20 protein-coding genes and 1 pseudogene are annotated in these 22,756 nt (G+C 73.5%); 12 read left to right on the top strand and 9 right to left on the bottom strand.

Translation table 11 applies throughout. The features are described 5' to 3' along the window. Nucleotides 1-1,313, bottom strand: a 1,313-nt coding sequence (locus tag ABZ484_RS33530; protein ID WP_358869720.1) for an MFS transporter, incomplete at its 3' end; no start/stop codon positions are given. Between the two features lie 174 nt (nt 1,314-1,487). Between ABZ484_RS33530 and ABZ484_RS33525 the strand changes: the two genes are divergently transcribed. Continuing rightward, the gene (locus tag ABZ484_RS33525; RefSeq protein WP_358869719.1) at nt 1,488-1,742 is read left to right on the top strand and encodes a WhiB family transcriptional regulator; all 255 of its coding nucleotides are present in this window, start codon (nt 1,488-1,490) and stop codon (nt 1,740-1,742) included. Nucleotides 1,743-1,760: 18 nt separating this feature from the next. Here ABZ484_RS33525 and ABZ484_RS33520 read toward each other — a convergent pair whose 3' ends face one another. The 5 genes from ABZ484_RS33520 to ABZ484_RS33500 form a co-directional block, all read right to left on the bottom strand. Beyond that, nucleotides 1,761-2,210, bottom strand: a complete 450-nt coding sequence (locus tag ABZ484_RS33520) for a DUF6098 family protein (protein WP_358869718.1) — start codon at nt 2,208-2,210, stop codon at nt 1,761-1,763. Between the two features lie 79 nt (nt 2,211-2,289). After that, nucleotides 2,290-4,149: a HAMP domain-containing sensor histidine kinase gene (locus tag ABZ484_RS33515; RefSeq protein ID WP_358869717.1), complete on the bottom strand. Its 1,860-nt coding sequence runs from the start codon at nt 4,147-4,149 to the stop codon at nt 2,290-2,292. 31 nt (nt 4,150-4,180) lie between these two features. After that, nucleotides 4,181-4,876 carry a response regulator transcription factor gene (locus ABZ484_RS33510; RefSeq protein WP_358869716.1) on the bottom strand — a complete coding sequence of 232 codons (696 nt, stop codon included), beginning with the start codon at nt 4,874-4,876 and terminating at the stop codon, nt 4,181-4,183. Nucleotides 4,877-5,101: 225 nt separating this feature from the next. Next, nucleotides 5,102-5,848, bottom strand: a complete 747-nt coding sequence (locus tag ABZ484_RS33505) for a L,D-transpeptidase family protein (protein WP_358869715.1) — start codon at nt 5,846-5,848, stop codon at nt 5,102-5,104. 103 nt (nt 5,849-5,951) lie between these two features. Beyond that, nucleotides 5,952-7,625, bottom strand: coding sequence for an FAD-binding dehydrogenase (locus ABZ484_RS33500; protein ID WP_358869714.1), 1,674 nt, complete (start codon nt 7,623-7,625; stop codon nt 5,952-5,954). 159 nt (nt 7,626-7,784) lie between these two features. On the opposite strand from ABZ484_RS33500, the gene ABZ484_RS33495 reads away from it, so the two are divergent. Further along, nucleotides 7,785-8,417, top strand: coding sequence for an alpha-ketoglutarate-dependent dioxygenase AlkB (locus tag ABZ484_RS33495; RefSeq protein ID WP_358869713.1), 633 nt, complete (start codon nt 7,785-7,787; stop codon nt 8,415-8,417). 31 nt (nt 8,418-8,448) lie between these two features. Here ABZ484_RS33495 and ABZ484_RS33490 read toward each other — a convergent pair whose 3' ends face one another. Together ABZ484_RS33490 and ABZ484_RS33485 are read right to left on the bottom strand one after the other, a co-directional pair. After that, nucleotides 8,449-9,093 (bottom strand): response regulator transcription factor, encoded by a 645-nt coding sequence (locus ABZ484_RS33490; RefSeq protein WP_358869712.1) that lies wholly within the window; start codon nt 9,091-9,093, stop codon nt 8,449-8,451. Next, the gene (locus tag ABZ484_RS33485) at nt 9,093-10,304 is read right to left on the bottom strand and encodes a sensor histidine kinase (protein ID WP_358869711.1); all 1,212 of its coding nucleotides are present in this window, start codon (nt 10,302-10,304) and stop codon (nt 9,093-9,095) included. The genes ABZ484_RS33490 and ABZ484_RS33485 overlap by 1 nt, the downstream gene beginning before the upstream one ends. A 133-nt stretch (nt 10,305-10,437) precedes the next feature. Here ABZ484_RS33485 and ABZ484_RS33480 point away from each other — a divergent pair, with 133 nt between their 5' ends. The 6 genes and pseudogenes from ABZ484_RS33480 to ABZ484_RS33455 all read left to right on the top strand — a co-directional run bounded on the left by ABZ484_RS33480 (nt 10,438) and on the right by ABZ484_RS33455 (nt 16,863). Continuing rightward, nucleotides 10,438-11,175 (top strand): ATP-binding cassette domain-containing protein, encoded by a 738-nt coding sequence (locus tag ABZ484_RS33480; RefSeq protein WP_358869710.1) that lies wholly within the window; start codon nt 10,438-10,440, stop codon nt 11,173-11,175. Next, entirely contained in the window at nt 11,172-11,975 is an 804-nt protein-coding gene (locus ABZ484_RS33475; RefSeq protein ID WP_358869709.1) for an ABC transporter permease, read from the top strand. Before ABZ484_RS33480 ends, ABZ484_RS33475 begins: the two co-directional genes overlap by 4 nt. 128 nt (nt 11,976-12,103) lie before the next feature. Further along, nucleotides 12,104-12,886 (top strand): annotated as a pseudogene (lgt, locus tag ABZ484_RS33470) (prolipoprotein diacylglyceryl transferase); the annotation flags it as partial. Between the two features lie 111 nt (nt 12,887-12,997). Beyond that, nucleotides 12,998-14,782, top strand: coding sequence for an ABC transporter ATP-binding protein (locus ABZ484_RS33465; protein WP_358869708.1), 1,785 nt, complete (start codon nt 12,998-13,000; stop codon nt 14,780-14,782). Between the two features lie 88 nt (nt 14,783-14,870). Next, on the top strand, nt 14,871-15,617 hold the full coding sequence (locus ABZ484_RS33460; RefSeq protein ID WP_358869707.1) for an MBL fold metallo-hydrolase: 747 nt from the start codon (nt 14,871-14,873) through the stop codon (nt 15,615-15,617). Nucleotides 15,618-15,627: 10 nt separating this feature from the next. After that, nucleotides 15,628-16,863 (top strand): DUF4032 domain-containing protein, encoded by a 1,236-nt coding sequence (locus tag ABZ484_RS33455; protein WP_358869706.1) that lies wholly within the window; start codon nt 15,628-15,630, stop codon nt 16,861-16,863. A gap of 4 nt (nt 16,864-16,867) precedes the next feature. Here ABZ484_RS33455 and ABZ484_RS33450 read toward each other — a convergent pair whose 3' ends face one another. Next, nucleotides 16,868-17,740, bottom strand: a complete 873-nt coding sequence (locus ABZ484_RS33450; RefSeq protein WP_358869705.1) for a universal stress protein — start codon at nt 17,738-17,740, stop codon at nt 16,868-16,870. 214 nt (nt 17,741-17,954) lie between these two features. Between ABZ484_RS33450 and ABZ484_RS33445 the strand changes: the two genes are divergently transcribed. From ABZ484_RS33445 to ABZ484_RS33430, 4 genes are all read left to right on the top strand, one after another. Continuing rightward, complete coding sequence (locus ABZ484_RS33445; RefSeq protein ID WP_358869704.1) at nt 17,955-19,631, top strand: FAD-dependent oxidoreductase; 1,677 nt, start codon at nt 17,955-17,957, stop codon at nt 19,629-19,631. Continuing rightward, complete coding sequence (locus tag ABZ484_RS33440) at nt 19,628-21,100, top strand: ATP-binding protein (protein WP_358869703.1); 1,473 nt, start codon at nt 19,628-19,630, stop codon at nt 21,098-21,100. The genes ABZ484_RS33445 and ABZ484_RS33440 overlap by 4 nt, the downstream gene beginning before the upstream one ends. Continuing rightward, nucleotides 21,097-21,447 carry a UBP-type zinc finger domain-containing protein gene (locus tag ABZ484_RS33435; protein WP_358869702.1) on the top strand — a complete coding sequence of 117 codons (351 nt, stop codon included), beginning with the start codon at nt 21,097-21,099 and terminating at the stop codon, nt 21,445-21,447. Before ABZ484_RS33440 ends, ABZ484_RS33435 begins: the two co-directional genes overlap by 4 nt. Nucleotides 21,448-21,767: 320 nt before the next feature. Next, a partial coding sequence (locus tag ABZ484_RS33430) for a serine hydrolase domain-containing protein (RefSeq protein WP_358869721.1) occupies nt 21,768-22,756 on the top strand: 989 nt, incomplete at its 3' end.

Here is a 22,756-nt window from a genome sequence, read left to right as displayed (position 1 = left end):
GCGACGGCGGCGCGCGGGCCGAAGGCCGAGCCGGCCGTGCCGTGCAGCACGTCGGCCAGGCGCGGGCCGCCCGCCACCACGACCGTGAAGACGCCCTGCATCCGGCCGCGCATCTCGTCGGTGGCGGCGGACAGCAGGATCGCGCCCCGGAACACCATGGAGACCATGTCGGCGACACCGGCCGCGGCCAGGAACGTCACGGCGAGCCAGAGGTTGCGGCTCAGGCCGAACCCGGCGACGGCCGCGCCCCAGGCCGTGACCGCGCCGACGACCATCCAGCCGTGCCGGCGGGCCCTGGAGAAGGTGCCGGAGAACAGGCCTCCGATCATCGCGCCGATGGGGATGGCCGCGAACAGCAGACCCAGTGCGCGGCCCTCGCCGTAGGGGGCGTAGGTCTCGGCGGCCAGCTGCGGGAACAGGGCGCGGGGCATGCCGAAGACCATGGCGATGATGTCGGCGAGGAAGGACAGCAGCAGCACCTTGTGGCCGGATATGTAGCGGAACCCGGCGGCGATCTCGCGTACCCCGGCGCGGCGGGCGGCGGAGCCGGTCAGCGGTGGCAGCGACGGCAGCCGCACCACCGCCCACACGGTGACACACAGGGCCACGGCATCGATGAGGTAGAGCTCGGGCAGCCCGATGACGGGGATCAGCGCGCCGGCCAGCAGCGGCCCGGCCACCAGGCCGGTCTGCATGACGGTCGACCCCAGGGCGTTGGCCGCCGGGAGTTCCTCCTCGGGGACCAGCCGGGCGATGGAGGCGTTGCGGGCCGGGGAGTTCAGGCCGAAGAAGGCCTGCTGCACGGCGAGCAGCACCATCAGCACCGCGACCGACTGCAGCCGGGTCACCGCCTGCAGCCAGAACAGCAGCGAGGTGACGGCGATGCCGCTGTTGGTGACCAGCAGCAGCTTGCGGCGGTCCACGGTGTCGGCGACCGCCCCGCCCCACAGCGCGAACACGACCATGGGCACCAGTCCGGCGAGGCTGGCGTAGCCGACCCATGCCGAGGAGCCCGTGATGTCGTAGATCTGCTTGGGCACGGCGACGGCGGTGAGCTGGCTGCCGACCGCCGTGACGATGGTCGACGACCACAGGCGGCGGTAGGCGGGCCGCCGCAGGGGGCGGGTGTCCATGGCCCAGCGGCGCCAGCCGCGCCGGACGGTCGCGGCGGCGGGCTCCGGGCCGTCGCCGCTCTCCGCCGCCCGGGTCGTGAGGTCGTCCTCGGCTCTCGCGTCCTCCGGCTGCGGCGCCGCCGTGCCGCCGCCGGAGTGGTCCGAGGTGTCAGTGGTGTCAGTGGTGTCGCTGGTGTCCACGGGGTCCCTGGTTGGTCGTTACATCTTCCTGTCCGGGGTTCACTATCGCAGGACCGGCTGTGCGAGGCCGTTTCACCCACGCGGCGGCAGGTGACCCGATGCCGGACAGGTATATGTACAGGCACATGTTCAAGGCACGGAGCACGGACGACTTCCGATCGCAGGTGACTTCTCATGGACCACTGGCGAGACCACGCCGCATGCCGCGGGCAGGACCCCGACCTCTTCTTCCCGATCGGCACCACCGGCCCGGCGCTGGCGCAGATCGAGCAGGCCAAGGCGGTGTGCCGACGCTGTCCCGTCCAGGAGCGGTGTCTGGAGTGGGCGCTGAACACGGACCAGACCATCGGCGTGTGGGGCGGCACCACCGAGAGCGAACGCCGCGGGCTGAAGCGGCGGCGCGCCACGGCCCGTCGCCGCTCGAGGTGACCGCCGGGTGCGTGCCGGTCAGTCTCCGGAGCGGCGCATGGTCCCCCACTCCGCCTCCTGCCGCTTCACCGCGGCCCGCGCCTCCTCGATGACGCCGGAGGCGATCCAGCACAGGGGCTCCACGTCGACCACCAGCGGCTCGTTGTCGGGGCCCCGGCCCGTCTCCCGGCCCCTGAGGACCCAGGGACGGACCCCGGGACCCTTGTCGTGCGGCAGATGCGCGTAGTCGTACAGCCGGCGCGCCACCCACAGCTCCACGGACCGGTCCTGCCACCACTCCTCCAGGTCGAGCGGATTGGCCGACAGTCCCGGCATGGGTACGCCGGTGAGGGCGTCGGTGCTGGAGGTGGCGCCCAGGTCGGTGCCGGGACCGCGCGACCAGCGGACGTACAGGCCCCGGTCCCGCTCGACGAGGCCGGCCAGGGCGGCAAGCGAGTGCTCGACCCGCAGCTCGTCCGATGCGCTCATGCCGTGATCTCCCTCTCGCCTCAGGCGCTCGGGGTACCCGCGCCCGGACCGGGGGAATCAGCGCGGCACGGGTCCGGAATCACTCGCTTCGGCCGCGCGGGGAGGTCACTCGGCTCTCCGGCGGTGGCGGAGCGGCGGGCAGGCGGAGGCTGAAGACGCTTCCGCTCCCCGGTTCGCTGACCGCCGCGACCGTGCCGCCGTGGGCGGCGGCCAGGTGGCGGACGATGGCCAGGCCGAGGCCGCTGCCGCCGGTGCGGCGGCTGCGGGACTTCTCCGCGCGCCAGAACCGGTCGAAGACGTGCGGCAGGTCCGCCGGGTCGATGCCGCACCCGGTGTCGGTGACGTCGAGGACGACCTCGTCGCCGTCGAGGCGCGCGGCCACGGTGACCGTGCCGTCGGCGGGTGTGTGGCGCAGGGCGTTGGAGACCAGGTTGCCGAGCGCCTGGCGCATGCGTACAGGGTCGGCGTCCAGCCAGGGCTCGCCGTCGGCCCGGGTGCGCAGGGCCACACCCGCGGTGTCGGCGGCCACGCGGTGGGCCGCGCCGACCTGGTCGAGCAGGTCGCGGGCGCGCAGCGGTTCACGGTGCAGGCGCAGGGTGCCGGCGTCGGCGGCGGCCAGGTCCTGAAGGTCGTCGATGATCCGCTGGAGCACCAGCGCCTCGTCGTGCAGGGACGCCAGCAGGGCGGGGTCGGGGTCGACGAGGCCGTCCCGGGCGACCTCCAGCCAGCCGCGGATGTTGGTGAGCGGGCTGCGCAGTTCGTGGGCGATGTCGCTGACCATCGCCTTGCGCTGGGCCTCCAGCCGCTCGCGGCGCTCGGTCAGCGCGTTGAACGCCACGGCGAGCAGGCCCGTCTCGTCCCGGGTGGTCACCGGGACCCGGACGTGGCGTTCGGGTGGCTGCCGGGCCGCCTCGGTCAGGGCCCGCAGGGGCCGTACGAGCCGGGTGGCGACCACGGCCGTCACGGCGACGGTGACGGCGAGCACCAGGCCGGCCGCGCCGACGATCTTGGCCTTGTTGGCCGGGGACATCACGAAGCGGGGCTCGGTGCGGTCCCCGCCGCCGAGGAACAGCTCGGCGACCGGGGCGACGTAGGGGTCCAGTTGCGCGCGGCGGCTGCTGTCGGCGCAGTCCTGCGCCTTCTTCGCCGCCGCGGGGTCCCCCGACCTGGCGTACTTGGCCACGATGAAACGGCTGCCCAGGCTCTTGTCGGTGGGGTCGAAGAACCCGAACAGCGGGAGGTCCGGGTCCAGGCCCGCGTGGCCGAGGCAGGTGCGGGCCTGCCGCGCGAGCGCGTCGAGGGCCTTCCGCTCGGTGCGGGTGGGCGCGTTGAGCCGCCCGTCCGCGCATTCGGTCGGCGTGGTAGCGGGACCGTCCGTCGCGTCGGTGTCGGTGACGACCGGGCGTCCGCTCGGTGTGCGCCGGACGGTGGCGTCGACGCCGTGGCGCTGGAAGCACTTCCGCCGCTCCCCGGCCAGCAGGTCCAGCCCGGCCCGTTCGGAGGCCGGCAGCAGGAAGGGGCCGACGGCCCGTGGGTCGATGCCGCCGAGCTGTGCGCCGCGCTGGGTGTAGGTGTCGGTGTGCAGGGGGTCGACGGTGGCGGCGGCGCTCGGTGGCAGCGGGCTGCCGTGCGGTGCGGAGTCGGCGACGGGGGTGCGGTCGGTGGTGGTCAGGGCGATCCGGCGACCGGTCCGCGTGGCGAGCGCCCGTACGGTGGGCTCGACGCCCTTCCAGTCGGGGTGCGTGGCGGCGTAGCCGCTCAGCCGGGCGAGGATGGCCATGTCGTCGGCGAGGTCCTGGCCCTGCTCCTCCCGCAGGGCGCGGGTGGTGGTCTCCACCGCCAGCCAGGCCGTCGCCGCCACGGAGCACAGGGCGATGAGGACGGAGGCGATCAGCAGCCGGACCAGCAGGCGCTTGCGCAGCGGTATGCCGCCGCTCATGCCCTGCCCCCGCCCGGCGCGTGGTGCGCGCTCATGCCCTGCTCCCGGTCAGTTTGTAGCCGACGCCGAAGACGGTGAGCAGGCGGGCCGGGCGGCGCGGGTCGGCCTCCAGCTTCTTGCGCAGGTTCATGATGTGCACGTCGACGGCCCGTTCGGTGGAGGCCCGGTCCAGGCCCCGCGTGCACTGGAGCAGCTGGCGCCGGGTGAAGACCCGTTCGGGTTCGCCGGCCATCGCGAGCAGGATCTCGAACTCGGCCGGGGTGCACTCCACCGGCCGCCCCTCGCACCGGACTTCGTGCCGCACCGGGTCGACGGCGATGTCCCCGGCCCGTACGGCGGGATCCGCGCGCCGGTCGCCGTCCCGCCCGCTGCGGCGCAGGACGGTGCGGATCCGGGCCATCAGCTCGCGCGGGCTGTACGGCTTGGTCATGTAGTCGTCCGCGCCGAGTTCGAGGCCGAGCAGCACGTCGTCCTCGGTGGAACGGGCGGTGAGCATCAGCACCGGGACGTCGTCGTCCCGGCGCAGTACCCGGCACACGCCGAAGCCGTCGATCACCGGCAGCATCAGGTCCAGGACCACCAGGTCGGGGCGGTGCAGCCGGGCCGCGTCCAGGGCGGCCCGGCCGTCGTGGACCACGGTCGCGGTGTGGCCCTCCGCCAGCAGGGAGCGGCGTATGAGTTCGGCCTGCATCTCGTCGTCCTCGGCGACCAGCACATGTGCGCACACGTGGCGGATCCTAGGCCCTGCCGTCACATTCCCGTCGTCCACCCGGAGGGCGGGCCCGGCAGCGTCTGGTGCGTGCGATCGCAAGGCGCCGGAGCGCTCTCGTGGCGGAGCCACGTGGGCGTTTCGGCAACGCCGCTGGGGGTCCCCCCACGCCGTGAAGGCAGTGGGGGAGTGCGTGCCAGACGCCGCCGGGCAGGCGGGAATGTGACGGCAGGGCCTAAGAAGTCAGCGGGCCAAGAACGACGCGTCGCCCATGACGACGACGGGGTGCCGGGCCGGGTCGAGGGTCAGCAGCAGTTCCTTCATGTGCCGCTCGGCGAGGCCGACGCAGCCGTGGGTGGGGCCGCCGTGGTCGACGTGCAGCCAGATGCCGCCGCCACGGCTCGCGCCGAGCGGGCGGGTCCAGTCGAGCGGCGAGGTGCCGGGCCGGCGGTTGTAGTCGATGGCGACGACATAGTCGAACGACCCCGCCAGCGACTCCCCTTCGAACCCGGTGCCGGGTGAGGTGAACCCTGCGGAGTGGTGGTACGGAAGCCGGGTCCCGGGGTCGCGTTTCAGGCCGCCGGCGTCGCTGAGGGTGTAGACGCCGACGGGCGTGCGCAGGTCGCCGGTGAGGTGGTGGTCGGTCCAGCCCTTGAGGGCGTTGTGCGCGGGCCAGCTCTCCCCGGCCCGCCAGCCGGTGCCGTCGCGCCGGTACAGCACGACGGTGGAGTCCGGGGAGTCGCGGCCGCGTCCGGTCACGACGACGACCTGCCGCGAGCGGGAGGGTATCGCCGCCAGGGTCCGGGGACCCAGGCCGGGTATCCGCTGCGGGGCCGCCTCGACCGTGATCTCCGGGCGGGGTGCGGGGGCAGCGGCCGGTGCGGTGGCGGTGCCGGACGGGGTGTCGGACACCGCCACCGCACCGCCGCCGCATCCGGTGAGCAGCAGGCACACGGCGGCCAGGGTGACACGGGGACTGCGAGTGATCATGTGTCGACCATGGCCGACACTTGTGAGGAACTCGTCAGGTTCCCGGTGCCGGCGCCCGAGGACGCGCCGCTCCCGCCGCCTGCCCGGCCGCCGGCCCCGTCGCTCAGGCCGTCTGGTCGGCCGCCGCGCGTCCCGCCGCGCGTCCGGAGAACAGGCAGCCGCCGAGGAACGTGCCCTCCAGGGCGTTGTAGCCGTGGACGCCGCCGCCGCCGAATCCGGCGACCTCGCCGGCGGCGTACAGGCCGTCGACGGGCCGTCCGTTCGCGTCGAGGGCGCGGGAGTCGAGGTCGGTCTGGATGCCGCCGAGGGTCTTGCGGGTCAGGATGTGCAGCTTGACGCCGATGAGCGGACCCGCCGCCGGGTCCAGGACGCGGTGCGGGACGGCGACCCGGCCGAGGCGGTCGCCGATGTAGCGGCGGGCGTTGCGGATGCCCTGGATCTGGGCGTCCTTGCTGTACGGGTTGGCCATCTGGAGGTCGCGGGCCTCCACCTGGCGTCGGACCTCGGTGGCGTCCAGGAGCGGCTGGTCGGTCAGTTTGTTCATCTTCTCGACGAGTTGGTCGAGGGTGTCGGCGATCACGAAGTCCGCGCCGTGCCGCAGGAAGTCCTGCACGGGTCCGGGCGCGCCCTTGCCGAGCAGCCGGTCGCGCAGCACGGCCCTGCGGTCCTTGGCGGTGATGTCGGGGTTCTGCTCGGAGCCCGACAGGGCGAACTCCTTCTCGACGATCTTCCGGGTCAGCACGAACCAGGAGTGGTCGTGGCCGGCGATGTCCTCGGTGGTGCGCAGGTGCCTGAGGGTGCTCAGGGTGTCGTAGCCGGGCAGGCACGGGTCGGGCAGGCGGCGGCCGAGGGCGTCGAGCCAGATCGAGGACGGTCCGGGCAGGATGCGGATGCCGTGCCCGGGCCAGATCGGGTTCCAGTTCCGCACGCCCTCGGTGTAGTGCCACATGCGGTCGCGGTTGACCAGCCGGGCGCCGGCCGCCGCGCTGATGTCGAGCATCCGGCCGTCGACGTATGCCGGGACGCCGGTGGCCATGGCGGCCGGGGGCGTGCCGAGCCGCTCGGGCCAGTAGCGGCGGACGATGTCGTGGTTGGCGCCGATGCCGCCCGATGTGACGATCACGGCCTGCGCGGTGAGTTCGAACGCGCCCACGGCGTCCCGGTTGGAGGCGACGCCACGTGGCGAGTCGTCCTCGGCGAGCACCGTGCCGCGCACTCCGCGCGCCGCGCCGCCCTCGACGACGAGTTCGTCCACCCGGTGCCGGTGGTGGAAGGTGAGCAGGCCGTCGCGGGCGGCCTGCCGGGCGTGGTCGGCGAACGGCTCGACGACGCCCGTGCCGGTGCCCCAGGCGATGTGGAAGCGGGGTACGGAGTTGCCGTGGCCGTCGGCCCTCAGGTCACCGCGCTCGGCCCAGCCCACCGTGGGCAGCAGGCCGATGCCGTGCCCGGCGAGCCAGGACCGCTTCTCCCCCGCCGCGAACTCGACGTAGGCGCGCGCCCAGCGCACCGCCCAGGAGTCCTCGTCGTCGAGCCGGTCGAACTGTGCGCTGCCCTGCCAGTCGTTCCAGGCCAGTTCGAAGGAGTCCTTGACGCCGAGGCGCCGCTGCTCGGGGGAGTCGACGAGGAACAGCCCGCCGAAGGACCAGTACGCCTGGCCGCCGAGGTTGGCGGCGTTCTCCTGGTCGACGAGGGCGACCCTGCGGCCCCTGCTGGTCAGCTCGTGCGCGGCGACCAGCCCCGCGAGGCCGGCTCCGACGACGATGACGTCCGCGTCCATGGCGTCCGATCCCTTTCTCCGGTCCAACGTGTCCGGGTGTCCGACCTGTTTTCGATACGCGAATGTATCCGATACACCGCTGTATCAAACAGGGGTCGACCGCCGTCTTCGGAACCAGCCGATAGGAACAGACTTTCGATTAGGTTGTACGCTGGTGCCATGACCGGGCACCACCTCCAGGGCTCCCTCTTCGACCAGGCCGACGAGCTCCGGCTCGGCACGCTGGACGCACTGCGCCGCACCGGGCTCGGCCGCGGCGCCTGGATCGACCTGCTGCCCGGGTGGCTCGAGGGCGCAGACGACCTCTTCGAACGGCTGGCGGCCGAGGTTCCCTGGCGTGCGGAGCGTCGCACCATGTACGACAACGTCGTGGCCGTACCCCGCCTGCTCGCCTTCTACGGCGCGGACGACCCGCTCCCCCATCCGGTGCTCACCGAGGCCCGCGACGCGCTGTCCGCGCACTACGGCCATGAGCTGGGCGAGCCGTTCACCACGGCCGGGCTGTGCTACTACCGCGACGGCCGGGACAGCGTGGCCTGGCACGGCGACCGGATCGGGCGCGGCGCCCGTGAGGACACGATGGTCGCGATCCTCTCCGTGGGCGCGCCCCGGGACCTCCTGCTGCGTCCCGCCGGAAGCGGCGGCCCCACCATCCGGCGCCCGCTCGGCCACGGCGACCTGATCGTCATGGGCGGCTCCTGCCAGCGCACCTGGGAGCACTGCGTGCCCAAGAGCACCCGGGCCACGGAACCCCGCATCAGCATCCAGTTCCGCCCGGCGGGGGTGCGCTGAGCGGCCGGTCCGGCCGCCGGCGTCCGGCGGTTCAGCCGATGCGGATGATGCCGCGTTCCAGGGCGGTGGTCACCGCCGCGGTGCGGTCGGCTACGCCGAGCTTGGCGTAGATGTGCAGCAGGTGCGTCTTGACGGTGGCCTCGGACAGGTGCAGGGCCTTGGCGATCTGCTTGTTGCCGCGGCCGCGGGCGAGGGCGGTGAGCACTTCCATCTCGCGCGCGGACAGGCCGCCTCCGTCGGGGCTCGTCTGTCCGCGCATCCGGGCCAGCACCTTGGCGGCGACCTGCGGGGACAGCGCCGAGCCGCCCTGCGTGGCGGTGCGGATGGCGGCGCACAGCTCCTCACGGCCGGCCTGTTTGAGCAGATAGCCGGAGGCGCCGGCGTCGATGGCCGCGGTGATGTCGGCGTCGGTGTCATAGGTGGTCAGGACGAGGACCGGCACCCCGGGGTGGGCGGCGGTGATCTCCGCTGTGGCGGCGATGCCGCCGGCGCCGGGCATCTGAAGGTCCATCAGCACCACGTCGGGCCGGAGTTCGGCGACCTGTCGCACCGCCTCCTCGCCGGTGCCCGCGGTACCCGCGACATCGAGGTCGGGCTGTGTCGCGAGGACGGCCGTGATGCCGTCGCGCACCAGCGGGTGATCGTCGGCGATCAGGACCCGGATCGGGGCGCCCATCACAGTGCCGCCGGGGCGCCGGCCCGGCACGGGTCCTGCTCGGCCGGCGGGCGGGCCGGGACCGGGATGCTGACGGCGACGGTCGTGCCCTCGCCCGGCGCCGACTCGACGGTGAGCGTGCCGCCCAGGCCCTGCGCCCGCTCCCGCATGGTCCTCAGTCCGAGGCCGCGTATGGTGTCCCGGGTGTCGAAGCCGGCGCCGTCGTCGGCCACGTCGATCAGCACCAGTCCGTCCAGATAGGAAAGGGTCACGGTGACCTCGCCGGCGTCCGCGTGCCGTCGTACGTTGGTCAGCGCCTCCTGCACCACCCGCAGCAGCTCGGTCTCCGCCGCCGGGTCGAGGCGCGTGGGCTCTCCGGTGACCACCGTCTCGGCGGCGAGGGCCGTCTCCTCGCGCAGACGGGCGGTGAGCCGGCGGACGGCGTCGGACAGGCGTGCCTCCTCCAGCGGCAGCGGGCGCAGCGCCTCGATCAGCCTGCGGCTCTCGTCCAGGTTCTCGCGGGCGGTGCGCATGGCCTGGCCGACCCGGCGGGCGGCCGGGGTCTGCCCGGGCAGGTCGGCGAGGGCGGCGTCCAGCTGGAGGGCGATGCTGGCGAAGCCCTGGGTGAGGGTGTCGTGGATCTCGCGGGACAGCCGCTGCCGCTCGGCGAGGATGCCGGCCTGCCGTTCGGCGGCCTCCCGCTCGGCCTGGGCGGCGGCCAGCTCCTCGTAGAGGTGCTGCCGCTTGCGGCCTTCGTGGTCGAGTACGGCGATGTAGGCGACGACGGCGATGGCGGTCAGCATGCCGAGCGCGCAGCCGAGCACCGCGGTCCAGTTCAGACCGCCCTCGCCGGCCAGCCGCTGCCACAGCCACAGGACGCCGACACCGGCGGACCCGGCCACGGCCCAGCGGGTGTGCCGCAGACAGTAGGGCGCCAGCGCCGCGGCGCCGACCGGCAGCAGCGCCGCGTCGAACGCCGCCATGCCCGCCCACAGCGTCGAGGCGCCCAGCAGGTAGGGCAGCTGGGCCGGACCGGTGTGCCGCTGACGGGGCACGAACCAGTAGACGTACCAGGCGGCCAGCACCGCCGGCCCGGCCAGCCGCAGCGCGACGGGGCTGCCGGAGCCGCCGCCGCTGGTGACCGCGCCGAGGGTGGTCAGGGACAGGGCAGCGGTGAAGAAGACGTGCTGCCAGTCGGCCTTCCACCGCTCCCACGTCTGTTGCTGAGCCATGGCGCCCAGCGTACGGGCAGGTCGCGGGCGCCCGCGATGAGCCGACCGGTGTGCGGCGCCTCCACCGGACGGTGCCCCGAGACCCACCGCGCGGTGGATCCGCCGGCCGTGGCCGGCCGGTGAGGATCGACCGGTGATCGAAGTCATCGACCTGACCAAGCGCTACCGGACGGCCCTCGCGGTCGACGCGCTCACCTTCACCGCCGAGCCCGGGAAGATCACCGGGTTTCTCGGCCCCAACGGTGCCGGCAAGTCCACCACCATGCGGATCGTCCTCGGCCTGGACCGGCCGGACGCCGGCCGTGCCCTGGTGGACGGCCGGCCCTACCGCTCCTACCGCCACCCGCTGCGCCACCTCGGCGCACTGCTGGAGGCCCGCAGCGTGCACCCCGGGCGCACCGCCCGCCACCACCTGGAGTGGCTGGCCCAGACCCAGGGCATCGCCGGGCGGCGGGTCGGCGAGGTGCTGGAACGGGTGGGCCTGGCCGATGCGGCCGACCGGCGGGTGGGCGGCTACTCCCTGGGCATGGGCCAGCGGCTCGGCGTGGCCGCCGCGCTGCTGGGCGACCCGCCGGTGGTGATGCTCGACGAACCCATGAACGGACTGGATCCCGAGGGCATGGTGTTCATCCGCGGGCTGCTGCGCACCCTGGCCGACGAGGGCCGCACGGTGCTGGTCTCCAGCCATCTGATGGCCGAGATGGAACGCCTCGCCGACCGGCTCGTCGTCATCGGCCGCGGCCGGCTGCTCGCCGACACCACCCCGGCGCGGATGCGCGCCGGACACGACTCGCTGGAGGACGCCTTCCTGGCGCTGACCCGTACCGCCACCACCACCGCCGCCGGCGCGCACACCGGGAGCAGCCGATGACCGCCGTGACCCACCTCGCGGCCCCCGCGCCGCGCGGCGACTTCCGCCGGGCCGTGCGGGCGGAGTGGACCAAGTTCCGCACCGTGCGCTCCAGCATGTGGACGCTGCTCGTCGCCTCCGCGCTCACCGTCGGCGTCGGGACGGCGGTCCTGCCGCTGCGGTCCCAGGACTACCACGGCCCGGCCGCCCGGGCCGCCGAGACCGCCGCCTACGAGGGCTGGTGGTTCGAGGGCCAGAACCTGGGCGTCCTCGCGGTCATCATCCTCGGCGTGCTGGTGGCCACCGCCGAGTACTCCACCGGCACGATGCGTGCCACGCTGGCCGCCGTACCGTCCCGCGGCAGGGTCCTGGCCGCCAAGGTCACCTGCCTGGCCGCCGTCACCCTGGCGGCCGGTGCCGTTCAGGCGGTCGCGGCCTTCCTCATCGGCCGGCCCGTCCTCGCCGGGCGCGGCATCCACGTCGCCCTGACCGCGCCGGACGCGTTGCGGGGCCTGGCGATGGCCGCGCTGGCCACGGCGGGCGCGGCGCTCTTCGGCCTGGCCTCCGGACTGATCATCCGCCACACCGCGGGCGCGATCGGCGGCGTGGTGGCCGTGTGGTTCGTCCTGTCCGCGCTGGCCTCGCTGCTGCCCGACAGCTGGTCGGACCTGGTCCGGGCGCTGCCCGCGCACGCCAACGCGGGCATGTTCACCCCGCACGCCGGCATGCTCGCCCCCGGCCCGGCCACCGCCGTCTTCGCCGGATACGTGACGGTACTGACCGCGATCGCGGCGGTGCTGTTCGTCCGCCGCGACGCCTGAGGCCGCCGTACCCCTCCCGTCTCCTCCCTGTCCCGACCGCGGACCGCGGACCGCAAGCCGCAGACCGCCGACCGCCGACCGCCGACCGCCGACCGCCGAGAACAAGCCGGACGAAATACGTGATTCCCTTGCAACTGGCCTTTCTGCCCAGCCCTTCCCACAGCGCCGTCCACCTCGGCCCCCTCCCGCTGCGCGGCTACTCACTGATGGTGCTGCTCGGTGTCCTCGCCGCCGTGTGGTGGGGCAGCAGACGGTGGGCGGCACGCGGAGGAGAGCGCGGCGCGGTCGCCGACGTCGCGCTGTGGGCGGTGCCCTTCGGCATCGTCGGCGCCCGGCTGTACCACGTGATCACCACCAGTGGCCCGTACTTCGGCCCCGGTGGCGACCCGGTCAAGGCGCTGTACGTCTGGGACGGCGGCATCGGCATCTGGGGAGCCATCGCCGGCGGTGCGCTGGGCGCCTGGATCGGCTGCCGCCGCCGCGGCATCCCGCTGCCCGCCTACGCCGACGCCGTTGCCCCCGGCATCGCGCTCGGGCAGGCCATCGGCCGCTGGGGCAACTGGTTCAACCAGGAGCTCTTCGGACGGCCCACGACCCTGCCCTGGGGCCTGAGGATCGCCCCCGGCCACGACGGATACGTCCCGGGCCACGCCACCTACCATCCGACGTTCCTGTACGAGTCGCTGTGGTGCCTGGGCGTCGCGGCCCTCGTCGTGTGGGCGGAGCGCCGCCACCGCCTCGACCACGGCCGCGCCTTCGCCCTGTACGCCGCCGCGTACACCGCCGGGCGCTTCTGGATCGAGTATCTCCGCGTCGACGACGCCCACCACTTCCTGGGGCTGCGGCTCAACGACTGGACCTCCCTCGGCGTCTTCACGGCCGCGGCGGCGTACGTCGTCCTCGCCTCGCGCCGCTCCCGGGTGACCGTCGGCGCCTGATCCGCGCCCGCTTCTCCTGTCCGCACGGCCCGGGCACTACCGTGCCGTCACCAACCTCGTACGAGACCCGATGGGTAAGGAGCCATGGACCCACGGCAGGACGACCAGCCCGTGTCGGACCCGGCGGCCGCGGCCACGCGACCGTCCGCGTGGCGGCTGCTGCTCGGCTATGTACGCCCGTACCGCTGGGAGTTGCTGGCCGGCGCGCTCCTCGCGCTCGCCACCGGCGCCACCGGACTCGCCCTGCCGCTGGTCGCGCGGGAGCTCATCGACCGGCTCGCGCACGACCGGCCGATCGCCACGCCGCTGCTGGCGATGACGGGCCTGGTCCTCGCCAACGCCGGGATCGGCGCGGGAGGTTCGTACCTGCTGCGGCGCACCGCCGAGTCGGTGGTGCTCACCGCCCGCGAGAGGCTCACCTCGTATCTGCTGCGGCTGCGCGTGGCCTCCGTCGACCGCAGTGAGCCCGGCGATCTGATGGCGCGGGTCACCTCCGACACCACCCTGCTGCGCGAGGTCACCACCGACACCCTGGTGGGCCTGGGCACCGGCGGGTTCACCCTGGTCGCCACGCTGATGCTGATGGGTGTCGTGGACCCGGTGCTGCTGGGGGTCACCGTCGGCGTCATCGCCGTCGCGGGGGCCGTGATCGGTGTGGTCATGCCGCGGATCAGCAAGGCCGGCCGGGCGGCCCAGGAATCGGTCGGGGCGATGGGCGCGGCCCTGGAGCGGGTCCTGGGCAGCCTGCGCACGATCAAGGCGTCCGGCGCCGAACGACGCGAGGAGCGGGCCGTGCACGCCGCGGCGCGGGAGTCGTGGCGGCAGAGCGTGCGCTCCGCCAAGTGGTCGGCGCTGGCCGGCAACATGGCGGGGCTGTCGATGCAGATCGCGTTCCTGACGGTGCTCGCGGTCGGCGGCGCCCGGGTGGCCACCGGCGCCATCGACGTCGGCACCCTGGTCGCCTTCCTGATGTACGTCTTCTACCTGATGTCCCCCGTGCAGCAGGTGATCGGCGCCGTCACCCAGTACCAGACCGGCGCCGCCGCCATCGCCCGCATCCAGCAGGCACAGGAACTGCCCGCCGAGCCGGAGGCACGGCCCGCCCCGCTGCCCGTGCCGGGTGCCGAGCCGGCGAGCCTGCGCTTCGAGGACGTGCACTTCCGCTATGCCGACGACCTGCCTCCCGTCCACCACGGCGTGTCCTTCACCGTCCCCGCCCGGGGCATGACCGCCTTCGTCGGCCCCTCCGGCGCGGGCAAGACCACCGTGTTCTCCCTCGTCGAACGGTTCTACGACCCGACCGGCGGCCGTGTCGTCCTCGACGGCCGCGACCTCGCGGACTGGGAGATACCCGCCCTGCGGGCCGCCATCGGCTACGTCGAGCAGGACGCGCCGGTCCTGTCCGGCACGCTGCGCGACAACCTGCTGCTGGGCAACCCCGACGCCGACGGCGACGACCTGCGTCGCGTGCTCGAGACCACCCGCCTCGACGACCTCGTCGCCCGCCTTCCCCGGGGCCTGGACACCCTGGTCGGCCACCGCGGCACCAAGCTCTCCGGCGGTGAACGCCAGCGCGTCGCCATCGCCCGGGCCCTGCTGCGCCGCCCCCGGCTGCTCCTGCTCGACGAGGCCACCTCCCAGCTGGACGCCGTCAACGAGGCGGCCCTGCGCGACACCGTCGCCGACGTCGCCCGCGCCACCACCGTGCTCGTCGTCGCCCACCGGCTGTCCACCGTCACCATGGCCGACCGGATCGTGGTCATGGACGCCGGCACCGTACGCGCGGTGGGCACCCACCGAGAGCTCGTCACCGCCGATCCCCTGTACGCGGAACTGGCCGCCACCCAGTTCCTCGCCACCGCCGGCTGACGCCCGGCACTCCCCTGCGCGCCGAGTCCCCGGTCCGGTCTGGTTTGCTGTCCCCGTCGGGCAGCAACCGAGGATGTCGGGGAGATCGATGCGGGCGGACGTGCGGCAGGTCGCCGACGGCACCTATCTGGTGCACGGCAGCAACACCAACTGGGTGATCCTGACCGAGGGTGACGCGGTCACGCTGATCGACACCGGCTACCCCGGCGACCGGCGGCAGCTGCTCGACTCGCTGGCCGCCGTGGGCGGTTCACCGCACGCCGTGGCCGCCGTGCTGATCACCCACGCCCACAACGACCACCTGGGCTCCGCCGAGTACCTGCGTGCCACCTACGGCACCCCCGTCCAGCTGCACGAGGACGAAGTGCCGCACGCCCGGCGGGACTTCCTGCACCAGGTGACCGTCGGCACGGTGCTGCGCAACGGCTGGCGGCCGGGCGTGCTGCCGTGGGCGGTGCACTCGCTGCGCGTCGGCGGCACGGCGCATCTGCCGGTGGTCACGCCGGAGCCGTTCCCGGCGGTGGGCCCGCTGGATCTGCCGGGGCGGCCCGTGCCCGTGCACACGCCGGGCCACACCCGCGGCCACGTCTCCTTCCACCTGCCGGACGCGGGGGTGGTGATCTCCGGCGACGCCCTGGTGAGCGGCCACCCCACCTCCCGGATCCGGGGCCCGCAGCTGCTGCCCGACATGTTCCACCACGAACGCGCCCGGGCACTGGCCTCGCTGGAGATCCTCGAGGGCCTCCCGGCGGACGTGCTGCTGCCCGGCCACGGGCCCGTGCACCGGGGCCCGGTCGGACAGGCCGCGCGGCGGGCACGGGAACACGCGCTCTAAGCTCTCCGCCATGGCCTTGCAGATCAGCGCCACCAACCCGGAGCATCCCGCGCTCCTGCTCGAACTGCCGTGGGACACACCGCTCGAGGAGTGGCCCGAGGAGTACCTCGTGCCGCTGCCGCGCGGCATCTCCCGGCACGTGGTGCGTTATGCCCGGGCCGGCGACGAGGTGATCGCCGTCAAGGAGCTGGCCGAACGGCCCGCGCTGCGCGAGTACGAGCTGCTGCGCGACCTGGACCGGCTGGCCATCCCCGCGGTGGACCCGCTCGCCGTCGTCACCGGCCGCACCGACCGGGCGGGCGCCCCGCTGGAGCCGGTGCTGGTCACCCGGCACCTGGGCGGGTCGATGCCGTACCGGTCGATGTTCGAGACGACGCTGCGCCCGGCCACCATGCACCGGCTGATGGACGCCCTGGCCGTGCTGCTGGTGCGGCTGCACCTGGCCGGTTTCGCCTGGGGCGACTGCTCGTTGTCCAACACGCTCTTCCGGCGCGACGCGGGCGCCTACGCCGCCTATCTCGTCGACGCCGAGACCGGCGAGCTGCACCCGCGGCTGAGCACCGGGCAGCGCGAGTACGACCTGGATCTCGCCCGGGTGAACATCAGCGGCGAGCTGCTCGACCTGGAGGCCTCCGGGGCGCTGCACCCCTCGGTGGACCCGGTCGAGTTCGGCACCGAGATCTGCGACCGCTACCGCGGGCTGTGGGAGGAGCTGACCCGCACCTCGGTCTACCCGGCGGGCAAGTACCACTACATCGAGCGCCGGATACGACGGCTCAACGACCTCGGTTTCGACGTCGCCGAGATGCAGATCGAGCACGCCTCCAACGGCTCCACGGTCACCTTCGTGCCCAAGGTCGTCGACGCCGGCCACCACCAGCGGCAGCTGCTGCGGCTGACCGGCCTGGACACCGAGGAGAACCAGGCGCGGCGGCTGCTGACCGACCTGGAGAGCTGGATGGCCACCCAGGACGACTACGCCCCGGGCGACCCCCTGGCGGCCCGCCCGGAGGTACTGGCGCACCGCTGGGTGCGGGAGGTGTTCCGGCCCACCGTGCGGGCGGTGCCGCGCGAGCTGCGCGCCGGCATGGACCCGGCCGAGCTGTACCACCAGCTGCTGGAGCACCGCTGGTACCTGTCCGAGCGGGCCCAGCACGACATCGGCCTGGACACGGCCGTGGCCGACTACGTCCGGAGCATCCTGCCGAAGGCGCGCGCGACGCTGGAGCCGACGTCGTCCGAGTGAGGGCTCAGGCGGGCGGGACGACCGCCACCGGGCAGCCGGCGTGGTGCAGCACCCCGTGCGCGACGGAGCCGATCCGCGCGCCGACCGCGGTCCGGCGTGCGCGGCGGCCCACGACCACCAGCTGGGCGCGTCCGGCCGCGGACAGCAGCACCTGCCCCGCGCTGCCCATCTCCACCTGCTCGACGACGGGGACGCCCGGGAAGCGCTCCCGCCACGGCCGCAGCGCGTCGGCCAGCCCCTTCGCCTCGTACGGCTCCAGGCCGCCGGCCTCGTCGAGCAGCTTGAGCGAGCCGGGGCTGTAGCCGAACACCGGCGGCAGGGTCCAGGCGCGTACCGCGCGGACGGTGGCGCCCCGCGCGCCGGCCGTCTCGAAGGCGAAGCGCAGGGCCTCGGCGCTGTCCTCGGGGGTGCCGTGCTGGCCGACCACGACCTCCCGTCCGGCGGCCTCGGCGGCGGGTTCGTCCCCGGCGCGCACCAGGACGACGGGCCGTACGGCGTCGGCGATCACCTGCCGGCCCACGGAGCCGAGGAGGAAGCCGATCAGGGCGCCGCGCCCGCGGGAGCCGAGCACGAGCATCTCGGCGTCCGCCGCGGCGGCGGCCAGCGCCCGGGCGGCACCGTCCTCCACGACGTCCGTGGTCACGGTCAGGTCCGGGTGGCGCTCGGTGATGTCGCGGAGCGCCTCGGCCGCGGCGTCGCGCACCAACTGCTGCTGCGCGTCCCGGTCCCCCAGGTCGAAGGCGTCGTGCACCTCGAAACGCCAGGCGTGCACCACCCGCAGCGGCAGCCGGCGCCGCTGGGCCTCCCGGCCCGCCCACGCCAGCGCGGCGAGGCTCTCCTCCGAACCGTCCACCCCTGCCGTGATCGGCCGCGTCATGCCGTCCGCCCTCCTGAGTCGGTGCCAGTCCGTGAGCCCCAGTCTTCCCCACCGCGCGCACACCATCCCGCGGCGGACCGGCTGCGGTCTCCCGCCGTCTCCCTCATACCCGAGCGAAGCGGGACGATCGAACATACGATGGGCGGGAGTCGGCGCGGTGACGCATCCGGAGCCACACCGTGCCGCCGATCCGACCGCTCGGGGTGGGAGACACATGGCACAGGCCGCGGAGGCCGCGCGGACCGTCATCATGACCGTGGACGACGATCCGGGGGTCTCCCGTGCCGTCGCCCGTGACCTCAGGCGGCGCTACGGCGAGTCGTACCGGATCGTGCGCGCGGAGTCCGGCGAGTCCGCGCTCGACGCGCTGCGCGAGCTGAAGCTGCGCGGCGACCTCGTCGCGGTGATCCTCGCCGACTACCGCATGCCGCGGATGAACGGCATCGAGTTCCTGGAACAGGCCCTGGACGTGTACCCGGGCGCGCGTCGGGTGCTGCTGACCGCGTACGCCGACACCAACGCGGCGATCGACGCGATCAACGTGGTCGACCTGGACCACTACCTGCTCAAGCCGTGGGACCCGCCCGAGGAGAAGCTGTACCCGGTCCTGGACGACCTGCTCCAGGCCTGGCGCACCAGCGACCACCGGCCCGTGCCCAGCACGAAGGTGGTCGGGCACCGCTGGTCGGCGCGTTCGTCGGAGGTCAGGGAGTTCCTGGCGCGCAACCAGGTGCCCTACCGCTGGTACTCCTCCGACGAGCCCGAGGGGCAGCGGCTGCTGAAGGCGGCCGGGCAGGACGGGCGGCGCCTGCCGCTGGTGGTCACCCCGGACGGCACGCCGCTGGTGGAGCCGGAGGCGCCCGAGCTCGCTGCCCGGGTGGGGCTGGCCACGACACCGGCGGCCGACTTCTACGACCTCGCCGTGATCGGCGGCGGCCCCGCCGGGCTCGGCGCGGCGGTGTACGGGGCCTCGGAGGGGCTGCGTACGGTGCTGGTGGAGCGGTCGGCGACCGGCGGGCAGGCCGGGCAGAGCTCCCGGATCGAGAACTACCTGGGTTTCCCCGACGGTGTCTCCGGTGCGCAGCTCACCGGCCGGGCGCGGCGCCAGGCCACCCGGTTCGGCGCCGAGATCCTCACGGCGCGTGAGGTGACGGGGCTGGAGGTCAACGGCGCCGCCCGGATCGTCCGGTTCGCCGACGGGTCGGCGATCGCCGCGCACAGCGTGATCCTGGCGACCGGGGTGCAGTACCGGCAGCTGGACGCCCAGGGCTGCACCGATCTCACCGGCTGCGGGGTGTTCTACGGCTCGGCGCTGACGGAGGCGGCCTCCTGCCAGGGGCAGGACGTGTACATCGTCGGCGGCGCCAACTCGGCGGGGCAGGCCGCGATGTACCTGTCCCGGAGCGCGAAGTCGGTGACGCTGCTGGTGCGCGGTCCCGACCTGGCGGCCTCGATGTCGTACTACCTGATCCAGCAGATCGACGAGGCGCCTAACATCTCCGTGCGCAGCCACACGGTCGTGGACGCGGCCCATGGCTCGGAGCATCTGGAGCGGCTGACGCTGCGGCACACGGTGAGCGGGGACACCCAGCAGGTCGACGCCCAGTGGATGTTCGTGTTCATCGGCGCCGCCCCGCTGACCGACTGGCTCGGCGACGCCGTGCTGCGCGACGAGCGCGGGTTCATTCTGGCCGGGCCGGACCTGACCGCCGACGGCCGACCGCCGGCCGGCTGGGAGCTGGACCGGCCGCCGTACCACCTGGAGACCAACGTGCCCGGTGTGTTCGTGGCGGGCGACGCGCGCGCGGAGTCAGCCAAGCGTGTCGCGTCCGCCGTCGGAGAGGGAGCCATGGCCGTGATGCTGGTCCACCGCTACCTGGAGCAGTCATGAGCGGGCGGCCGATGCCGTGCAGCCCCACGGAGATCGGTTCGCTGTTCCTGTTCGAGAAGCTGTCGCCGGAGCAGCTCGGCCGGCTGTGCGCCGCGGGACGGGTGGAGCGGTTCGAGCCCGGCCCGGTCTACGCCGAGGGCGAGCCGGCCACCTGCTTCTTCGTGATGATCGAGGGCACGGTGGTGCTCTCCCGCCGGATCGGCGGCGACGACGTGGAGGTCACCCGGAGCTCGCAGCCGGGAGTGTACGCGGGCGCCACGCAGGCGTATGTCGGCGATCGGCTGCGCCAGGTGTACAAGAACTCGATGCGCGTCACGGAGCCGACGCGGTTCTTCGTGCTGCCCGCGGACACGTTCGCGAGCGTCATGCGGGAGTGGTTCCCGATGGCGGTGCATCTGCTGGAGGGGCTCTTCTTCGGGGCCAAGAGCAGCCAGGCGGTGACCGAGCAGCACGAGCGGCTGCTGGCGCTCGGCTCGCTGTCCGCCGGTCTCACGCACGAGCTCAACAACCCGGCGGCGGCGGCCGTGCGGGCCACGGAGACGCTGCGGGAGCGGGTGGCCAAGATGCGGCACAAGCTCGCCGTGATCACCGAAGGCCCCTTCTCCCGCGAGCAGTTGGCGAATCTCATCGAGATCCAGGAGCGCACCGCCGAGCGGGTCGCCAAGGCGCCCTCGCTCAGCCCCCTGGAGGCCTCCGACCGGGAGGACGCTCTCACCGACTGGCTGGAGGACCACGGCATCGGCCAGGCCTGGCAGCTCGCGCCCACCTTCGTGCAGGCCGGGCTCGACGTCGACTGGCTGGAGGAGGTCGCGGTGGCGGTCGACGAGGAGATCCTTCCGGGCGCCGTGGGATGGCTCAACTACACGGTGGAGACCGAGCTGCTGATGGACGAGATCGCGGACTCCACCACCCGCATCTCCCACCTGGTGGACGCCGCCAAGCAGTACTCCCAGCTGGACCGCGCCCCCTACCAGGTCGCCGACGTGCACGAACTCCTCGACAGCACCCTGCTGATGCTGTCCGCGAAGATCGGCCCGCACATCAAGGTGGTCAAGGGCTACGACCGTACGCTGCCGAGGATCCCCGCCTATCCGGCCGAGCTCAACCAGGTGTGGACCAACCTGATCGACAACGCGGTCTCCGCCGTCAAGGATGCGGGCGGTGAGGGCACCTTGACGGTACGGACGGCGCGCGAGGACGACCGGCTCCTGGTCGAGTTCCGGGACACCGGGCCCGGCATCCCGCCGGAGATCCGCGGGCGCATCTTCGATCCCTTCTTCACCACGAAGCCGGTCGGTGAGGGCACCGGGCTGGGGCTGGACATCTCCTGGCGGATCGTGGTCAACAAGCACCACGGCACCCTGCGGGTGGAGTCGGTGCCGGGCGACACGCGTTTCCAGGTGCTGCTGCCGCTGACCGCCGCCGACGACGACACATCACCGAGCCCGACCCTCGAGGAGCCGGCATGAGCAATGACAGCGGAATCGACCCCGAGGCCCTGCCGAGCGGGAGCGGCTGTGCGGAGTGCGACGCGGCCGGCGGCTGGTGGTTCCATCTGCGGCGCTGCGCCGCCTGCGGCCACATCGGCTGCTGCGACGACTCGCCGGCCCAGCACGCCACCGCCCACTACCGGGCCACCGGGCATCCGGTGATCCGCAGCTATGAGCCGGGCGAGGGCTGGTTCTGGAACTACGCCACTCAGGAGTTGTACGACTCCGGGCCCGAACTCGCTCCCCCGCAGGCCCATCCGGCCGACCAGCCGGTGCCGGGCCCGGCGGGACGCGTCCCGGCGAACTGGGCGGACACGCTGCGCTGAGCCGCACGAGAGGACGCCGCGCCGAGAAGCGGGGCGTCCCCTCGCGGGTCCGGTCCTTGCGCGACTGGTCGGGCCCCGGAGCGGAAAACTTCTGGATCTGAACTTGTCATGGACATGCCACGCGCGAACGAGTCACTCCGCGCGGTCCATGACGATCCCTTGCCCATCCGCCCCACCCGGTGATCGGCGGATGCCCAACTGTGTGTCGTCCGTGGAGATGTGACGCGGTGCGAGAAGGTTGCACTGGCGGCCAAATGTGATCGATCTCGCACGAACCAGGCATGGCCACAGACGGAAGGACACGCATGGGCCCACGAACGATGTGCAGGGGCGCGGTGCTCGGATCGCTGGTGCTGGGCCTCCTCGCGGGCCCGGCGCACGCGGTGGACCGCGGACGGCCGGACACCGGACCGAACACCGGGCCGAACGCCCCCGCGCCCACCGCACCGGCGGCCCCCGACCTGGCGGCGCTCAGCGGCCTGCTGCGCACGGCGCTCTCGCACGGCGCGCCCGGCGCGATGGCGCGGATCGACGACCATCGCACGTCCTGGGACGACCACGCCACGGTCCACAAGGCCGTCGAGGGAGTCGCCGACCGGGGCTCCGGAGAGGCGATGGACACCGCCGACCGGTTCCGCATCGGCAGCGTCACCAAGACCTTCTCCGCGGTCGTGCTGCTGCAACTGGCGGCCGAGGGCAGGCTCGACCTGGACACGTCCGTCGACCACTACCTGCCGGGACTGCTGCCGGACGACCGGATCACGGTGCGGCACCTGCTCAGCCATCGCAGCGGGCTGTACGACTACACCGACGACCTGTTCGCCCGGACCGTCTCCGGCTTCGAGGCGGTGCGCACCAAGGTCTTCACCTACCGCGAGCTCGTGGCCAAGTCGCTGGAGCACCCGCTCACCCACGCGCCCGGGGCCGCCTACGACTACTCCAACACCAACTTCGTGGTCGCCGGCCTGCTCATCGAGAAGCTGACCGGCCACCCGGTGCGCACCGCGTACGAGAACCGGATCATCAAGCCCCTGAAGCTGGCCGACACCTTCTACGTCCACCCCGACACGAGGATCCCCGGCAGACACGCACGCGGCTACCTCACCCCGGACGACGCGAAGGCCGCCCTGGTGGACGCCACCGACCAGACGGCGTCCTGGGCACAGAGCGCGGGCGCCCTCATCTCCTCCCCCCGCGACCTGAACACCTTCTTCTCGGCGCTGCTGGGCGGAGCGCTGCTGCCCACCAGGCAGTTGGAGGAGATGGAGCGGTGGGTCCCCGCCGGCACCGGCCAGGGCTACGGGCTTGG

It is taken from the genome of Streptomyces sp. NPDC006393 (genome assembly GCF_040628575.1).
Lineage (GTDB): Bacteria > Actinomycetota > Actinomycetes > Streptomycetales > Streptomycetaceae > Streptomyces.
This window is presented reverse-complemented; position numbering and strand designations above follow the sequence as displayed.